At 46.9% G+C, this 17112-nt stretch carries 17 protein-coding genes and 1 riboswitch; all 17 genes read right to left on the reverse strand.

The features are described 5' to 3' along the window. Positions 1-116: 116 nt before the first annotated feature. Complete coding sequence (gene ftsH / locus H509_RS0101030; protein ID WP_028543428.1) at positions 117-2240, reverse strand: ATP-dependent zinc metalloprotease FtsH; 2124 nt, start codon at positions 2238-2240, stop codon at positions 117-119. Positions 2241-2332: 92 nt separating this feature from the next. Then, complete coding sequence (gene hpt, locus H509_RS0101035; protein ID WP_028543429.1) at positions 2333-2878, reverse strand: hypoxanthine phosphoribosyltransferase; 546 nt, start codon at positions 2876-2878, stop codon at positions 2333-2335. A 212-nt stretch (positions 2879-3090) separates the two neighbouring features. Further along, positions 3091-4671 (reverse strand): tRNA lysidine(34) synthetase TilS, encoded by a 1581-nt coding sequence (tilS, locus tag H509_RS0101040; RefSeq protein ID WP_051286753.1) that lies wholly within the window; start codon positions 4669-4671, stop codon positions 3091-3093. Between the two features lie 111 nt (positions 4672-4782). Then, positions 4783-5820 carry a protein kinase domain-containing protein gene (locus tag H509_RS0101045; RefSeq protein WP_245595955.1) on the reverse strand — a complete coding sequence of 346 codons (1038 nt, stop codon included), beginning with the start codon at positions 5818-5820 and terminating at the stop codon, positions 4783-4785. Then, the gene (locus H509_RS0101050; RefSeq protein WP_028543432.1) at positions 5804-6577 is read right to left on the reverse strand and encodes a vWA domain-containing protein; all 774 of its coding nucleotides are present in this window, start codon (positions 6575-6577) and stop codon (positions 5804-5806) included. The genes H509_RS0101045 and H509_RS0101050 overlap by 17 nt, the downstream gene beginning before the upstream one ends. Positions 6578-6703: 126 nt before the next feature. Continuing rightward, the gene (spoIIE, locus tag H509_RS0101055; RefSeq protein WP_028543433.1) at positions 6704-9202 is read right to left on the reverse strand and encodes a stage II sporulation protein E; all 2499 of its coding nucleotides are present in this window, start codon (positions 9200-9202) and stop codon (positions 6704-6706) included. Between the two features lie 572 nt (positions 9203-9774). Next, positions 9775-10284, reverse strand: a complete 510-nt coding sequence (locus tag H509_RS0101060; RefSeq protein ID WP_028543434.1) for a S1 domain-containing RNA-binding protein — start codon at positions 10282-10284, stop codon at positions 9775-9777. 184 nt (positions 10285-10468) lie between these two features. Then, a complete protein-coding gene (locus tag H509_RS0101065; RefSeq protein ID WP_245595956.1) occupies positions 10469-10801 on the reverse strand; it encodes an FtsB family cell division protein in 333 nt (110 codons plus the stop codon). A 15-nt stretch (positions 10802-10816) separates the two neighbouring features. After that, the gene (gene yabQ, locus H509_RS23950) at positions 10817-11485 is read right to left on the reverse strand and encodes a spore cortex biosynthesis protein YabQ (RefSeq protein ID WP_245595957.1); all 669 of its coding nucleotides are present in this window, start codon (positions 11483-11485) and stop codon (positions 10817-10819) included. Then, a complete protein-coding gene (gene yabP, locus H509_RS0101075; RefSeq protein ID WP_028543436.1) occupies positions 11482-11766 on the reverse strand; it encodes a sporulation protein YabP in 285 nt (94 codons plus the stop codon). The genes yabQ and yabP overlap by 4 nt, the downstream gene beginning before the upstream one ends. Positions 11767-11894: 128 nt before the next feature. Continuing rightward, a complete protein-coding gene (gene queF / locus H509_RS0101080) occupies positions 11895-12386 on the reverse strand; it encodes a preQ(1) synthase (RefSeq protein ID WP_028543437.1) in 492 nt (163 codons plus the stop codon). Between the two features lie 41 nt (positions 12387-12427). Then, the gene (gene queE, locus H509_RS0101085) at positions 12428-13222 is read right to left on the reverse strand and encodes a 7-carboxy-7-deazaguanine synthase QueE (protein ID WP_245595958.1); all 795 of its coding nucleotides are present in this window, start codon (positions 13220-13222) and stop codon (positions 12428-12430) included. Then, the gene (queD, locus tag H509_RS0101090; protein WP_028543439.1) at positions 13207-13695 is read right to left on the reverse strand and encodes a 6-carboxytetrahydropterin synthase QueD; all 489 of its coding nucleotides are present in this window, start codon (positions 13693-13695) and stop codon (positions 13207-13209) included. Before queD ends, queE begins: the two co-directional genes overlap by 16 nt. Beyond that, entirely contained in the window at positions 13692-14351 is a 660-nt protein-coding gene (gene queC / locus H509_RS0101095) for a 7-cyano-7-deazaguanine synthase QueC (RefSeq protein ID WP_028543440.1), read from the reverse strand. Before queC ends, queD begins: the two co-directional genes overlap by 4 nt. A gap of 157 nt (positions 14352-14508) precedes the next feature. Beyond that, positions 14509-14552: riboswitch (PreQ1 riboswitch) on the reverse strand. Positions 14553-14815: 263 nt separating this feature from the next. Next, on the reverse strand, positions 14816-15094 hold the full coding sequence (locus tag H509_RS0101100) for an RNA-binding S4 domain-containing protein (RefSeq protein ID WP_028543441.1): 279 nt from the start codon (positions 15092-15094) through the stop codon (positions 14816-14818). Next, positions 15094-15366, reverse strand: coding sequence for an HU family DNA-binding protein (locus H509_RS0101105; protein WP_028543442.1), 273 nt, complete (start codon positions 15364-15366; stop codon positions 15094-15096). Before H509_RS0101105 ends, H509_RS0101100 begins: the two co-directional genes overlap by 1 nt. 197 nt (positions 15367-15563) lie before the next feature. Continuing rightward, complete coding sequence (gene yabN / locus H509_RS0101110; RefSeq protein ID WP_028543443.1) at positions 15564-17075, reverse strand: bifunctional methyltransferase/pyrophosphohydrolase YabN; 1512 nt, start codon at positions 17073-17075, stop codon at positions 15564-15566. Positions 17076-17112: the final 37 nt, after the last annotated feature.

Genomic DNA, 17112 nt, shown 5'->3' on the forward strand with positions numbered 1-17112 from the left:
CTCATACATCGGCTTAGAGCTTTTGTCGCCACATTAGGCAGCATGTATGTGTATACGTCAAGAAGAGCGTACCTGCAAGGCACGCTCTTCTTATATGAACTGGTATCCCAGTCACATTATTTGTCTTCGTCTTTCTTCTCTGGCTGCTCTGTACCGTCTTTAGCAGTACCCTCCAAGTTTGATTCAGGCTTTGTTTCGGAAGGTGATGGCGTCTGAGTAGCAGTCGCATCTGCTGATTTGGAATCCGTATCCGTTGATGTAGATTCAGGCTTGGAATCCCAAGCGGAAGGTCCAAGCTTCTCTGGTTTACTCACCAGGTTCACTTTAACATCTCCCGTATTCTCAACAGTTGTTACTGTCTCCGCTGTCTCAGAAGAGGATGGATTAACAGTATCGTCAATCGCACCATTCTCAATCAACTGCTTCATGTCTTCCAACTCAAGCGTTTCACGCTCAAGCAAAGCGTTCGCCAGCAAATGAACCTCTTTCGAACGTTCTGTCAACACTTGACGGGCTCGCTCGTAACAAGCGTTGATCATCCGCTGCATCTCTTGATCAATCTCATAAGCGATTGCATCAGAGTAGTTCTGCTCATGTCCAAGGTCGCGTCCCAAGAACACTTCCCCTTGGCGAGAACCGAACTGCATCGGTCCAAGCTTATCACTCATACCGTATTCCATAATCATGCTGCGAATAATACGTGTCGCTTGTTGGAAGTCACTGTATGCACCAGTACCAATCTCACCGATAAATACTTCTTCCGCGACACGGCCCCCGAGCATCCCAGTTACACGATCCAGCAATTCCTGCTTCGTCAACAGCATCCGGTCTTCCTTCGGTACCATCGCAACGTATCCACCAGCGCGTCCACGCGGCACAATCGTAATCTTGTGCACTTGATCTGCTGCTTCTAGGAAGTAGCCGATAATCGCATGACCTGACTCATGATAAGCAACTACGCGTTTCTCTTTGTCGCTGACGACGCGGCTGCGCTTCTCCGTACCAATAACGACACGGTCAATCGCTTCATCCACATCTTGCATCGTAATGTCTTTATGGTTTTTGCGGGCAGCAAGTAAAGCTGCTTCGTTCAACAAGTTCTCCAGGTCAGCGCCTGTAAAGCCTGTAGTACGTTTCGCAATCGTATCTAGCTTCACATTCTTGTTCAGCGGCTTGTTGCGGGCATGTACCTTCAACACCGCCTCACGGCCTTTTACATCCGGACGGTCAACCGTAATTTGACGGTCGAAGCGGCCTGGACGCAGCAACGCAGGGTCCAAAATATCTGGACGGTTCGTTGCCGCTACGATAATGATACCTTCGTTGGCGCCGAATCCATCCATCTCAACTAGCAATTGGTTAAGTGTTTGCTCCCGCTCGTCATGGCCGCCACCTAATCCGGCACCACGCTGACGACCGACAGCATCGATTTCATCGATGAAAATAATACATGGAGCATTTTTCTTCGCATTTTCAAACAAATCACGAACACGCGACGCACCGACACCAACAAACATCTCAACAAAGTCGGAACCGGAGATGCTGAAGAATGGCACGCCTGCTTCACCCGCAACTGCACGGGCCAGCAACGTCTTACCTGTACCTGGAGGTCCGTTCAACAGAACGCCCTTCGGTATACGAGCGCCAAGTGCAGCAAACTTGCGCGGATCTTTAAGGAACTCGACCACTTCAACAAGCTCTTGCTTTTCTTCATCTGCACCTGCTACATCTTCGAAGGTGACACGTTTCTTCTCTTCATTATAGAGACGAGCACGGCTCTTACCAAAGTTCATAACTTTGCCGCCGCCGCCCTGAGCTTGATTAAAGAAGAAGAAGAACAGGATGAACATAATAATGAATGGAACAAAGGATGTTAGAAGCGTCAGCCACAGGCTTTGCTCTTCCATCTTCTTCATTTCGAACTTCAAGTCCCCCTGCTTGGTACTTGCATCCATTACTTCTTGCACAGCCGGAGTACTGTCCGGTATGTACGTGACGAAGTTTAAGGATTGGCTCTTGGAGCCCTCTGGCACTTTTTTATATTTACCGATGACCAAGTAAGCTCGACCTTCGTACTGCATAGTAAGTGTTTCTATATTGTTGGCCGAAAGCTCTTTGCGAAACTGGTCATATCTCGGGGTGTCTGTGGCTTCGTTGCCGCTTCCGATGAATTGAACAATGCCCACCACGACTAAAAAAAGAATCAGATAAAAACCAGAATTCTTGATGAACCGATTCATCCCCTACCTCCTCTCAAAGACACGAAGTTATTGTATCATAGCACGTCTTACCATCTCAACTCGCTTGAACCGTATAATGGCAGGTTTGTGCTTTATTTCTTATCGGTATAGATCTCTGGCTTCAGCACTCCGATATAGGGCAGATTACGGTATTGCTCGGCATAATCCAGACCGTACCCGACGATAAATTCATCCGGCAGCACAAATCCCTTGTAATCAGCCTCCATATTCACCGACCGTCGAGCTGGCTTATCGAACAACGTAACCACTTTAATGCTGTTCGCTTTGCGGCCTTGCAGAACTTCAATAAGATAACTAAGCGTAAGCCCGGTATCTATGATGTCCTCCACAATCAACACATCTCGACCTTCAACCGACACGTCCAAATCTTTAATAATACGGACTACGCCGGAGGACTTAGTGGATGCACCGTAGCTGGATACCGCCATGAAGTCCATTTCAACTGGAACATCAACGCGCTTGACCAGATCCGCCATAAAAATAAAAGCACCCTTCAAAATACAAATAGCAAGAGGCTGCTTACCTGCGTAATCACGGCTTAGCTGTTCACCCAGCTCTTTCACCCGCGTTTGAATCTGTTCTTCGCTGAATACTACTTTCTCAATGTCGTTATGCAATGATGGGCCCCTCCTAGAGTGAATACTAATACTTATGACTACATCTCTTCATCCATGAACCGCTAGGAAAATGAATGCTGCTGTCAATCTTGGCTTGTTGCGGCAGGCATACGGTCGGTCATTGAACGGCAAACCAATATCGCTCTCGCAAATCCAAGTATCCATTGACGAAACACACTTATATACGAAGCGGCAACACGAATGGTTACATCTCATTTGCGAAGTGACGATGCGAATCCGATATGTAAAATGGAGCGTGTTGCCGGCTGAACCAGTGCCATATCGGATCTCCGTACTTCTGGAATCCAGATAATACTCCCTTGCCCATCCGTAATGACTGGCAAAGAGTCACGCAGCGTTGGCGGCACTTTCATGTCGACGAACATATCTTGCACTTTTTTGCTTCCATTTAGTCCTTGAACTCGCATCCGGTCTCCCGGCATGCGCGTTCGAATCTTAATTGGCCATTGCAGCTTATCCGCGTCAAACGCAGCCTCACTGCTATTTTTCAATGCATATGTATGATTCGAGCCCGTCTTATAGCTAGCGATTGTCCAAGAAATCGTCCCTGCATGAGTCGGCAGCTGCAAAGTCCCCTCTGCCGTTGTACGTTCAATCCATAAAGCTCTTTGCTGACTTTCCGACAAATCTGGATGTACTGTTTCGGAATCCAATAGCCAGATCAGGCGATTATATTCCTTATGAAAATGTACCCCGCCTCCGACGTCAGCCTTTAAAGTCGTCGGATCTTCTTGAACCGCCATAAGCCGCAACCGTTCAACGGTGTCGTAATTGACCTGTTCCGCTTCCCGTAAGAGATAATTTAATATTAGTTTAATCAACCTGCGTTGTAAAGCAACATGTACCTTAAGAAACAAGTTACGATCCAGAAGGCATCCGCCCCGATATGTCGCGGCATAATAAGAAATGAGTTCATCTTGCTTGGTGAGTTCAGGCAGACAGGTCTCTACAGATACAGATTGGCTACCTTTCCAAGCTTTCACATGACTTTCAAAAAAGAATCGCGTCTCGCTTTCTAGCCAATCCTGATCCCCCTGCATCATTTCAGCCATCTGTCCCAAGGACTCCACCAAGCGGGGATTTTCCTGCTCCAATATTGGCAATACATCCAGACGAAGGCGGTTTCGCAAATAACTCCGCTTGTTGTTGCTGCTGTCATTTGCATAAATAATGCCTCTTGATGCACAGCGCTGCACAATGTCTTGCTTACGCATATCAAGCAGCGGGCGAATGTAGCTAACACCTTCCTCCGATCGCTTCCACGCCATTCCGCTTAGCCCCGCAGTGCCCGTGCCACGCAAAAATCGCATAAGCACCGTCTCCGCTTGATCATCTGCATGATGTGCAAGTGCAACCCGTGCCGCCCCATACTTACGTGCAACTTCACGGAGAAAAGCATAACGCAGCTCACGGGCGGCCGCCTGAGCGTTCATCCCGTACCGCTGCGCGTGGCTTGGGGCATCAACTCGAGTCATCTCAAACGGCAAGCCTAACAGTGCCGCTTGCTTCGCAACGAGTAAAGCCTCATCATCCGATTCCTCCTGACGAAATCCATGATGTACATGTGCAACGACCACTTGGAGCCCCGCTAGCGAATCGCTTGAATTCATGTTTGCAAGCATATGCATCAGAAGCATCGAATCAGGTCCGCCGGAAACTGCGACCACAATACGATCACCTGCATGCCACAGTTTGCGCTTCATCGCCTGCTCATGTCGATCTTGTATCCATCTCTGCCAGCCATAATGGTCAGCTTCTTCACGTGCAGACATGTGATTTACCTCCAACCTTTTAACCCTTCTATCCTTACATGACCTATTGCATACTTAATTCTAAATCAAAATGACAATTCCCTGCTTCTTATGTTACTTATGACTTTAATGCTATCCTAACCACCATTGTTCTCTCCAGGCCCAATACAGCACACTTATTAGCAAGAGAAGCGCCGAGCCAGCAAAAGACATTTTTAACCACGAAGGTGTCGGACGAGGTGCACGACGTGGCATGCGATAAACCTGCTTGCTAATCCTCACCCATTCCTCTTTCGCCTGTCTGGTCGAATGAAATTTACTGTGGATGGCACGGCATAGCCACGATTCATAGGGATTTAACACGGGACACTCTCGGATGATCGCCATTAAATCTTCACGCTGACGTATTTGCGGCAGCACACCCGCTATACGTTGCTTCAGCTTCTCTTCATTAAACAAATGGACGGTCAGCACCGCAAATGAAAACAAATCGTAGCCGAAATCTGCCACTCGTGATCCTGCATTCCAGTACCCTCTATCATACCACTCTGTAAATTGACGAATGCTGCTGCCCGCTGGTGTAAGCCCTCCATAATCAACTAATTCAACATCACCATCTTGACGTACCAACACATTGTCAGCTTTAATATCTCCGAATACCCAGCCGTTCTCATGCAGCCATTCTAACCTCGATAACAACTTGCCCCCGATAAAACCGAACCAATCCGAGCCTCGCTTCCTCATATAGACGGATAACGTCATTCCTGGGACATAACGCATAACATAAAATGGGATCTTTTGTCCTGCTATTTCAGTATCATCTGCTTCGACAAGAAAAGGGCGGGCCTCATCGCGCCCAACCCTGCTTCCACTTGCTTGCTGTCGTTTTATTTTTTCTAAAGCTTTCAGTGCATTAATTTCGGATTGAAATTCAATGGCGTCTCCACCAACCTTGAGCGCATAACCTTCTACAGGTCTTGAATGATCCCCATTGCTGCGTACCCGCTCCACATAATAGACAACCCCGTTCGCACCCTGTCCTAACAAACGTACGATTCGGTAAGTCCGATTATTCCATAAACCTGTAATTTTCTCACCGGACTTGAGTACAGCGGCACGCATCTCCTGCATTCGCTCTAACGTCCGCTGTCGTTTATACGATGTAGTCACTCCACACCCCGTCCGTTCCCGTGCCCTCCCTATTGGAGGAACTTGAATAATAAGGAATATTGTCCGTTCTTGCCCTACTATCATATTGGTAAAAGTCTATTACATGCAAGAGGGCAGGTCCTGTAGGAGTTGTACCCCTTATGTTAAGCCGTTGAAACAAACGTCTTACTCTATTCATATCGGCTGCCCAATCCATATCCATTACTGCATGCTCGTCCCCGTGAGATCCTGGAAAATGAAATACGCTTAGTTCACTTTTTCCTTTTCTAGCTTGCAGGCTTAACATGAGATCGTGAATAGCTTCTTCTACAGCGGGAAGCTTAGGTTTCATGCTTGCGCTAGTATCAATTAACAACGCGACACGAAGGGGTGTTTCCTCTCCCATTTCATCCATAACACGGACAACTTCAGCACGCTGTTCAGGGGGCAGCACTTCAACTCGTACCGATTCTTCCTCGCGCCCTAGAATATGTTTTAATTCATGATTGACTGCTTGGTGAATAGTCTGCACGACCGTCTTCCGTGTCATCATCTGCATCGTTTGAGCAAGCTGTCTCTGATTGACAATTCTACTGATGCCACCGCCAGCTCTAGCAATGTCGGCAATTTCCGCAGCCCCATACTCTCCGATAGTGCCTTCATCCACTATACCAACAACGTTAACTGCTATACCTGCATCCCTTGCCTGCGCGGCAGCAACTGCCGGCTGGACACCTACATTGGAGCAGCCATCTGTAATTAATAATATCTGTCGCAACATCATAAAACCCTCCTATTAGAGCAGCTAGAATCTAGTTCTAGTGTTGCCCAAAATAAGAGGGTTTAATCGATAGAAGGAGTGCTTGTTCCACCTCCAATATACTTTTTTTACTCTACCCTTACGTTAACTAACCGTAAGTGGACGCTCCATGCGGTCATGCTGGTTCCAATGCAATGTCGCCCACTGTGGCATATGACGATCAAGCCGGGTTACTACAACCGACATGTCGTCATAAATTTGACCTTGAGAATAATGGATTACCGTATCCAGCAAGATGTCCGCAATCTCCTGCGGATCGTCCGTCTCTAATTCGCTAATTAACCGTCGTAACCATAGATCCTTGTTAATGGCTGGACCTGGGGCATCATAAACTCCATCTGTCATCATAATAAGCAGGTCACCCGGCTTCATATGCATATGGATAGCGTCTACATCAATGTCTTGAAGAATGCCTAGTGGCAAGTTCCCTGCCGCTAGAGGCTGTACCTCCTTCCCGCTCTTAATAAAGCTTGGAATCGAACCACTCTTCATCAGCGTCGTTTTTGCGGTATACAGGTCAACGATAGCCAGGTCAACCGTCGCATATACTTCATCTGAAGATCGGACCATTAAGATTTGATTTACAGATTGGATAGCCAACTTTTCATCCATGCCTGATTGCAAAAACTGAGACAGAACCGTAAGCGCCGTACTGCTTTCCATACGTGCGCGCTCCCCATTGCCCATTCCATCGCTAAGGGCGATCGCATATTTGCCCCCACTTAACTCAAGTGCATGATAGCTGTCTCCAGATAACATGTCTCCCCCCTTAGCCGCGCCTGCCATCCCAATCTGAACCTCAAATGATTTGGCCGATACAAACGTTACAATACCTCGGCCAGGGACGTCCGTGTGCTGCTCTTCCCTGACGGAAATCAACTCTCCTAAAATATCGGACAGCAAAGGTGCTATCAACTTACGGCATTCATCATATCCATCCGTAAAAGAATGTACCATTTCTATTTCCACGTAACCTTTGTCTAACGACAAAATGTCAACACGATTCACCGATAATCCAAGCTCCTCCATAGCTTGACGAATTTGCTCTTCCTGCATAAACATTTCTCTGCCCTCACGCTGAATTTCTTTAGCCAGATCATCCATAACCTGGGATACGCCAGACAACTGCTCCGAGACAAAAGTGCGGCTATCGTATACTTGCTTCCTCCAATCCTGATCGTGTCTATACTTTTCATATAAATCTTTCATCTGAGCCAGAACGTGCGGTGTCTTTAAGCACGCTTCCTTCCACCTTGGTAAAATATCACGATCCTTCATATCAGGCTTTTCCTCGATAGCCGTCATCATATCCGTCATCCATGTTACCGTCTGCAAATAGCGGTTATTCCAGCACGCCTGCTGACGAGGGCAAACAGCACATGTTTTCTGCGATACCGCTGCTATAAATGAATTAAATTCCTCCTCCTTTTGCTTTATTTCGCCCGTTCCAGCCATCTGTCCAAAGCTGCGGGACAACTGACGAAATAACTCTGAAAATTGTTTGACCCGATCCGCAGTCATATCGCGGACACGCTTTGCATATTCTTGTTGTGAGTTCAAATGCTCCTGCGTGCCAGGAATGTACTTCGCTAGTGTGTCCATAATTGAGCGTGGCACCAGCATAAATAATACGGCCGCCGCGATCGTCTCCCACGTAGAAGCAAGCACATCATTTGCCGGCCCCAAGTACACGGACAAGATCGCCGTCCCTAGCAGCATCCCGAAGGATACCGCCCAGCGTTTTCCTTCCCGCATCAAGCCGGCCATAAGTCCAGCAAACGCTAATAGACTCATCTGCATCATAGACCCGGGTTCTGCCAGGCTCAAAATTAACCCTAAAATAACTCCAACCGATGCACCTAACGGTGCGCCCCCTACAAAGGCAAAGATCATGACCAGAAACCGAGACAACACATGGTCAAACTGCATTCCTTGAACCATCCACCCCACAGCGCCCACCATCATAGAAGCTAATAAAATCATAAGACAAATAAGTTCCTCTGTACGAAGTGTATAATTTCGCTTATTTAACGTCAGCACAGGTAAAGCCTGAACGAATACAAGCGTCAGCATAAATCCTAGCACCGCATCCGTTATATCCATCATGACCGGATACCACGTCAGTTTGGAGGTCATCATCGTCATAAAAAAATGAACGATAAAGTTAGCTGCCAGCACCATAAACGGCGCGTAGTTCATTTCAGAACGCTCGTAGGCTTGCAAGCCTCGCTGCATAAGCACGATAAGCAGCAGCTGCATACCAATCATTAAAGTTGTCGGCTCAGTAGCAAACAAACTTCCTGCTAGCAGCGACGTCCCCGTCCATACAGCAAGATCACGTCTTGTAAAGTACATAACTGCAAAAAAAGCGGATGCAAAAGGAAACAAATCTTCTAAAATGACAGCTCGTCCTAATAGAAACCCGATGCACAAAATAAAGATTGTCCACTTGCGCGTTCCGATTAATTGCTTAAACCGTTCATATCTCCATTTTTGGGCCCCGCTCTCCATCGCAACCGCCTCCTCATTATAAGGTTCCTGTCCGTACTGTTTTGGAAAAGGGATAATCTTCGTCTTACTCATCGCCCTTGCACCACCTATTCTCAGATTCATGTGCCTCTTATTATAGGGAGAACAAAAGGAAACGTTTGTCAGAACGTGGACGGGCTGTAAAAAAAGTTTCCGACAGGTATTGAGATTACCGCGCGGAACGTGCGATGTGCGATGCATCAAGGGATTGCTTACCTTTTGGGGTTTCTCAAGTTGAATGTCAATGTCACAATTTCGTCATAACTAGTAGATTTTTAACTGTGTTTTGAACTGGAAGTGTACACTTTGAAGGAGGATACTGTCGCAACTTTATGTTAAGACGACAAAAATAGGGAATGCATATATTAGCCATCGTCTGCACTGACAATTGGTGCATCTGTTCGCAGTAGGATTGCCGAATGCTGTTCAAGAAGGGCGGTTCAGCGAATGATGGCGGATAGGTGAGATTTGAAACACAATTAGCGGAGTTAGGCGTAAACATACAGATACGCAAAAACGCAGAAAAGCCGCAGGAAACGGAATCTATCCGCCCTACGGCTCTAATAATCACGTATATGGAATGCAAGCCGGCTTGCTTACACTTCGTAATCCCTTATCGGTTGTGCTTACACTCGACGTGCGCCGCGTCCGCCACGCTTGCCTTCTGTGTTCTTCTTGAGCGAGGAGATACGCTCTTCACTATCTTTAAGGAAACGTGACATTTTATCCTCAAAAGAAGGGGTATTGTAAGACGGTCTACGTCCCCCACGATCCCGATTCCCAAATCCTCCTGGTCTTCCTCCGTCTCTGCCGCCGCCACCGCCAGCCGGACGATCCGGACGTGGTCCGCTTGGACGATCCATGCGTGGTGCTCTTGGCGGTCTCTGCTCAGACGCAGGCTTATCAACTGCTTGCTTAATAGACAAGCCGATCTTGCCGTCCTTGTCGACGTTAATTACTTTGACCATAACAACATCGTCGATCTTTAAATGGTCATTGACGTCTTTGACATAGTTATCGGCAATCTCAGAGATGTGAACCAGTCCTGTGACACCTCCCGACAGATCAACGAACGCGCCGAAATGCGTAATGCCTGTCACTTTGCCTTCTAACTTGGTGCCCACTTCAATTGTCATAGAATAAAACGTTCCTCCCTTAAAATGTTAAACGGCACGTTGCTCTGAATCAAACTCAGCTTATCATTTCAGCTCTAAACTAAAAACGAAGCTACGAAATTCCAGTGCAAAGTACTGCTTATGTCGTGATTATACTGTAATGGCGCAAGGTTGGTCAACTGACTGCTGTCCTTATTATAGAGCCTTATTCATCATGCTTGCGAATAAGCTTTTCATTCGGCAGCACCATTCCTCTAATTCTCGCTAAATCAAGTATATATTCTGTCGTATTAAGCCTGTTCACTTCTGCCAACAGATTATTACGAGCTTGTTCAGCTTCACGCTTCTCCTTCTCTTGAAGGACATATTCCTGCTTCAAATCCTGCATCTGAAACATCTGGCTAACATAGGTGTACACACCCCATCCCATGAACACAAGCATAAAAAGAAGCCATATTTGTAGTCGGCGCTTCGTTCCTTTACGCACGGACCGGGCAGATGTTGCATTGGATTGTGTTCGGGTTGAGTGCCTCGCCATCTGTTAACCTCCTTACTATTTGTGCTTTATGCGGAGCCAACTGCGGATAGTAGCCGGCAAATTCGCACATGTCCTTGTACCCCGCTTTATGGCTCTTGAAACAGCACCTGCCACCCTCTTCATACTGGCCCACCACCGAATCACTCGTTCGGTCATCCCAAATCGATTCCACAACGGCATCACGAGCGGTGAAAATAGCCATCTTACAAGCCACCAGAGCGGCTGACTACATTTTAGCACAACTTTTCCTAGGAAAATAGCAACCGCGCCTAAAAAACGAAGGATTGCCAGTAAAAAAAGGCCTATAGTCTTAAGTGGCAAAATAAGGACGAAATAAAGCGTTTGAAGGAGAAATTTGACAACCACTTTCACAGCAATGACTATTCCATTCACGATCATAACTGTCAGCTTGCTGAGCAGTATATAATAAAGCCACGCGCCAAGCGCCAAGCCTAAAAAGACATAAAATCGAAGCTCTCCCTGATTGCCCTTGACGAGCATTTGGAATACAAACCATGTCGCAGCTAGCCAATAGATGATGTCGATACAAGGCAATGTCCAACGTGGAAAATGCAACTGCCCTGCTACAACACGATAGCTGTCATACGCTACGCCCATCGTTAGCCCACTCAGCAGCATAAGCAGCACCGTCATCCATTGGCTGTATAGATCGATAGAACTCACTTAAATAACTTCCCAAAGAAGCCCTTGGATTTTTCCTGCTGATTGGCATCCAAATAGGTCAGGGAGTTGACCATTCCTTCTATTGCTACCAGACCCTGCTCAAGACTCAAGTTCTTGATATGCAGATTATGGCCGCGAACCGTCAGGAAACCGCACTCAGTCTCTAACAGAAATTCCTCGCTGTCAAAGCTCTCGACACTAATGATGCCGCTTAGTTCCAAGATTTTGCGGTTCATCATCTTTACTTCTTGACGTTTGGCTGGCTTATTTGCTTCGTACATAGCATGTACCCCTCCTTCTCTTCATTAGATTATGAAGGCAAGGGGTAAAATTAGAACCTGCTCCGTATACCAACTCGTTTTTGAAAGGAAATGTGCATACTTCTGCTCCCCCTAATCACAAGATTAGTCTAACGGTTATCAACCTTCTCCGGATACAAGTCATGCTGCAAGAGTCGCTGTCTCGCCGTATCCTCAAATGACGTTCCTGGCTTGCCGTAATTGCAGTAGGGATCAATCGAAATACCTCCACGCGGCGTAAATTTGCCCCATACTTCAATGTATCTTGGGTCCAGCAGTTTGATCAGGTCATTCATCATAATATTGACGCAGTCCTCATGAAAGTCACCTTGATTACGGAAGCTGAACAAATACAGCTTCAGCGCCTTGCTCTCCACACAGAGCTCATCAGGAATATAACTGATGTAAATTGTCGCAAAGTCAGGTTGCCCCGTTATTGGACATAAACTGGTAAATTCAGGACAGTTAAATTTAATGAAATAATCCCGATTTGGATGTTTGTTCGGAAAAGATTCCAGAACTTCCGGTGCATAAGTAGATTTATATTCTGTCTTCTGTCCTAGGTGCGTCAGTGGCAATTCTGCTTCGTTCCGTCCCGCCATCATATGTCATCCCCTTTAATCGTGTGTACTAAATTTACGGTTTATACTCCGCGCTTGTTACCCCAGACCAACGTATGCAATTGAGGCAGCACACGAACGTCATTCAGCCGCGCTTCAACTGACACTCGGTAAATCAGCCACTCGTATCGTCTTAACAAGCTCTTAACAAGAGAATCGTCGTCAGTTGTCGTAACGGCCTCATTGCCTGTCTGCAATACAAACGGAACGGCCGGATAACGCTCGTGAATAGCAATAGCATAATCAAAATCCTCTTCGTTAAAGATAACCACTTTAAGGCACAGTCCATTGCCCCCTGTGCTGAGCTTATTCACCATATCATCCAGCAGTTCATAGCATGTTTTCATCCCTGAACTTGGAGGTTTTGGGGAAATGGTGACATCATCAACAAGCGCAAGCCAAGGCTGCCATTTCGTCCCTTGTGTCTCTACTGCTAGGCGAATGCCCTTTGCGCATAATACTTCTACCAAACATCCGAGTTGTGGCAAAAGTGCCGGATTACCGCCAGACAACGTGACATGGGAAAACTGGCCTGGCGCGAGTGCATACAGTTTATCCCATATTCCCTCTGCGCTTAGCATCTCAATATCCTGCTTGGCACTACCGTCCCAAGTGAAAGCCGAGTCGCACCAACTACAGCGATAATCACAGCCTGCTGTGCGGATAAACATCGTTTTCTGTCCGACTAACAATCCTTCTCCCTGTACGGTTGGACCAAATATTTCAAGCACAGGAATCCGAGCGGAAGCAGTTCCTTTAGTCACTCCTGTAATGGGGTCGGCTTCAGCATGAACGTTGTCGTTCATTCCGTCATCCACTCCCGTCTTGCCTCCGCATAACTGGTAGGTGTTTCGTATAGACGCACAAACTCTGTTCGCGCCTGATGACACTTTTCCCTATAAGGCTCGTTTTGAAGTGCCTGCTCCATCTGCTCAAAAATCCAAACGACCATATTTTCAGCTGTTGTGTTCATCAGCGGAAGTGTCTCATTTAAATAACGGTGGTCCAAAAAAGGCTCGATATAAGCCTTCCATACTTCCTTTATATCTCCAAAGTCGAGCGCAAGCCCGATTTCATTTACATAACCACTAATTCCAAATACCACTTTGTAGGTATGTCCGTGCAAGTTTTTACATTTTCCTTCGTAAGCATGAAGATGGTGGGCCGCATCAAAAGTAAATTCCTTACTCACCATCACCCGCTTCTGATGATAGCGAAGCTGCTCACTGCTAATATCCGTCCCCATCTGTTGCAGTTTCTCCACGATACGGAACGTCCCTGGCTGCTTCACAGCCGCACCTCCCGTTCCTGCAAGTACATCTGGAGCCCTGCGGAACGCAGCTTGCAAGCAGGACATTCCCCGCAGCCATCGCCTGGAATGCCGTTGTAGCAGGTAACTGTCTTTTCACGCACAAAGTCCAGTGCGCCAAGCTCGTCAGCAAGCCGCCACGTATCGGCCTTATTCAGCCACATCAGCGGCGTATGAATGACAAACGGGTACTCCATCGCCAGATTAAGCGTCACGTCCAGTGACTTCACGAAAATATCTCGACAATCCGGATAGCCGCTAAAGTCGGTCTCACATACACCAACTACTAAATGGCGGGCCTTAATCTGCTTGGCATAAATAGCCGCAAAGGTGAAGAATACCATATTTCGTCCCTCTACAAATGTCGAGGGAAGCTGACCCTCTTCATGCGTAATGGCCAAATCACTCCGCGTCAGCGCATTAGGCGCCAGTTGATTAAGCAAGGACATGTCGAGAATGCGGTGGGGCACTCCAAGCTCTGCTGCGATACGACTCGCATGTTCAAGCTCAGTGCGGTGTCTTTGACCGTAATCAAACGAGAGCGTCTCCACCTCTTTAAATTGTTTCAGCGCCCAGAACAGGCATGTGGTGCTGTCTTGACCGCCGCTAAATACAACGACGGCCTTTTCTGATTTCATCATTTTGTCTCTTCCTTTCTATTCCCTCAAAGGCGAAAGGCAGACCGATTGTGAAGAAGCCGACACGTAAAAAAGGGATGCGCTCACAGCACATCCCCCTCGACTAGGCATCTTCAAATACAGCACAAAGCAGACGGCGTACATGTCCTATGTGCTGATGGCCTTAGTTTTTTATAGAGGGAGATTGCGAACCTCTCCCGCGCGCCAAGCAACAATTTAATACAGCTTGAGCAGTCACGGAATATATGAAGTTATACGTCCATTATTATAGCACAGTCACATTATTAACTACTGACTATGGCTGATCCATAAAATTTTCCAATAAAAATATGACTTATCCACTCAAGTTTCAGTTCTACGTTTTAAGTTCTAGGTTCCAATAGTAGCTATCCCCTCCGCATAAATATAAAAAAGCAACTGCGGTCTGTATAAATACAGTTCCACAGTTGCTTCTGGGCTGTCGATTACCATCCAAGGTCGTCTTGCCTTGGAATCGGTTCTTCTCGGAGCAGCGTGTACATGCCGGCGGCTTCGTCCTTCTTGGTAGACTCCTGAAGACGCTCCACACGAACCGTCACAAGCTTCTGACCGAACTGAACCGTAATCTCGTCGCCAACCTTAACGGTACTGCTAGGCTTCGCTTCACGGCCGTTCAACACCACGCGTCCCTGACCGGACACATCTTTAGCGACTGTACGTCGCTTAATGAGTCGCGATACTTTTAAGAACTTATCGAGTCGCATTATTTTACAGCTTCTTTAAGCTTGTTACCTGCTTTAAATGCAGGAATTACGGACTCTGGAATTTCGATTGTTTTGCCTGTTTGTGGGTTGCGACCTGTGCGGCCAGCACGTTTGCGAGTTTCAAAAGTACCGAAGCCGATCAATTGTACTTTATCGCCTTTAACCAATGCGTCAGTTACCTCACCGAAGAAACCGTTTAATACGGATTCTACATCTTTCTTAGTCAAGCCGCTTTTTTCTGCAATGTTGTTGATCAAATCTGTCTTGTTCATTCTATTGGCCTCCCAATCCTCGTAATCATTAATAGAGTGTTGTGACTTCTGCGGCGTTACAGCCACATTTACTATCTAGCCACGGAATACGTACGCTTATGTATTCTTGCTTTGATAGTAAATTCCTTCCCACGCGAGACTTTTTTTCGGATTTTGACGAAAAAGAGAAAATGAAAAAGGACTTCTCGCTTAGAATGTCAGGACTCAAGTCGCTTCGCTTCCTGCCACCACTGCTCCATTTCTAGTAAATCAGTCTGGTCAAAAGATTTGCCATTTATACGAAGCTGTTCTTCGATATATTGGAATCTGCGCACAAATTTGCGATTGGTCTGAGATAAAGCTTCCTCAGGGTCCGAGTCGATAAATCGAGAGACATTAACGGCTGCAAATAGGAGATCTCCCAGCTCTTCTTGAGCATGATGCATCGCTTCCGCTGTCTGTCCTTGTGCGTTGCAAGAGCTGACCGCCTCTCGCAATTCTTGCAATTCTTCGCCCACTTTGTCAAGTACATCTTCCACCTGATCCCAGTCAAAGCCTACTTTTGCGGCTTTTTTCTGAATTTTGTAGGCTTTCATTAAGGCTGGCAAGTCGCGAGGAACACCGTCCAGTGCGGACTTTCGAGCCGTATCTACTCCCTTAAGCCGCTTCTCTTCCGCCTTCATTTGCTCCCAATGTTGGAGCGCTGTTTCCGCATCTTTGGCATTCTGCTCGCCAAATACGTGTGGATGTCGGTATAAAAGCTTCTCATTTAAGCCTTGCACAACATCATAGACGTTGAAGGTGCCTGTCTCCTCTTCCATTTGCGAATGTAGCATGACCTGGAGCAGTATATCTCCCAGCTCTTCCTGCATGCCAACAGGATCATCATCATCAATCGTCTCCAGTACCTCGTACGTTTCCTCAATCAAGTTCTTACGAATCGATTGATGAGTCTGTTCTTGGTCCCAAGGACATCCCTCTGGACTACGCAAAATGGCTACTATTTCATGCAATCTGGCAAAAGTACGATTACGAACGGCATCATCGGTTGTACGCGGTACCCAAATCAAGGACAAGTTCCCGTATCCCTCTACACGATCAAGCTCATGCAGCGGAACCCGCTGAATCCGTTCCATCCCTTGAACACCTAACGCGTGGCCAACCACAACCTCATAATCATCAGGATAAATGTCCATTAAGCCAAGTTTTACGTCAGAAGCAGTAAACGTATCATACACCTGTCCAATAAGGATGTGCAACTGAGGGGACAGAACAGCTGGATTCAGCATCGTGGCATCCAATAGCTGAAAACCATCAATCGGATCAAATCCTAGACGGTTAAACGCTTGATCCAAAAAACTCTCCCCACCAAGCACACGAAGTTTAATCCCTTGCTGTTCGCATCGTTCGCGCAGCAAACTAACCGTTGACTCTGCCACCATAGGATGGCCAGGCACAGCATACACAATCTCCTCAGAAGGCGACTTCAATGCTAATTCTATTAACTGGCGGCTAATCTCGTCATATACAGCTGGAAAGCTGTCATAGGCTTCATACACGCGATCAAAGGTCGTATATCGAACGCCGTGGTCACGAATTAATTCCATAACAGGGTGATGCTCCGTACGAACATAAAGATGCTTGGACTCGCGTAATAAATTCCAAATGGCCAGTGTCAACTGACCCACATCGCCTGATCCTAACCCAACCGCTGTAATCTGTCCACTCATGATGGCTACCTCCTTGAAATATATACAAATTAACTTA

It is taken from the genome of Paenibacillus taiwanensis DSM 18679 (assembly GCF_000425125.1).
GTDB lineage: Bacteria > Bacillota > Bacilli > Paenibacillales > Paenibacillaceae > Paenibacillus_B > Paenibacillus_B taiwanensis.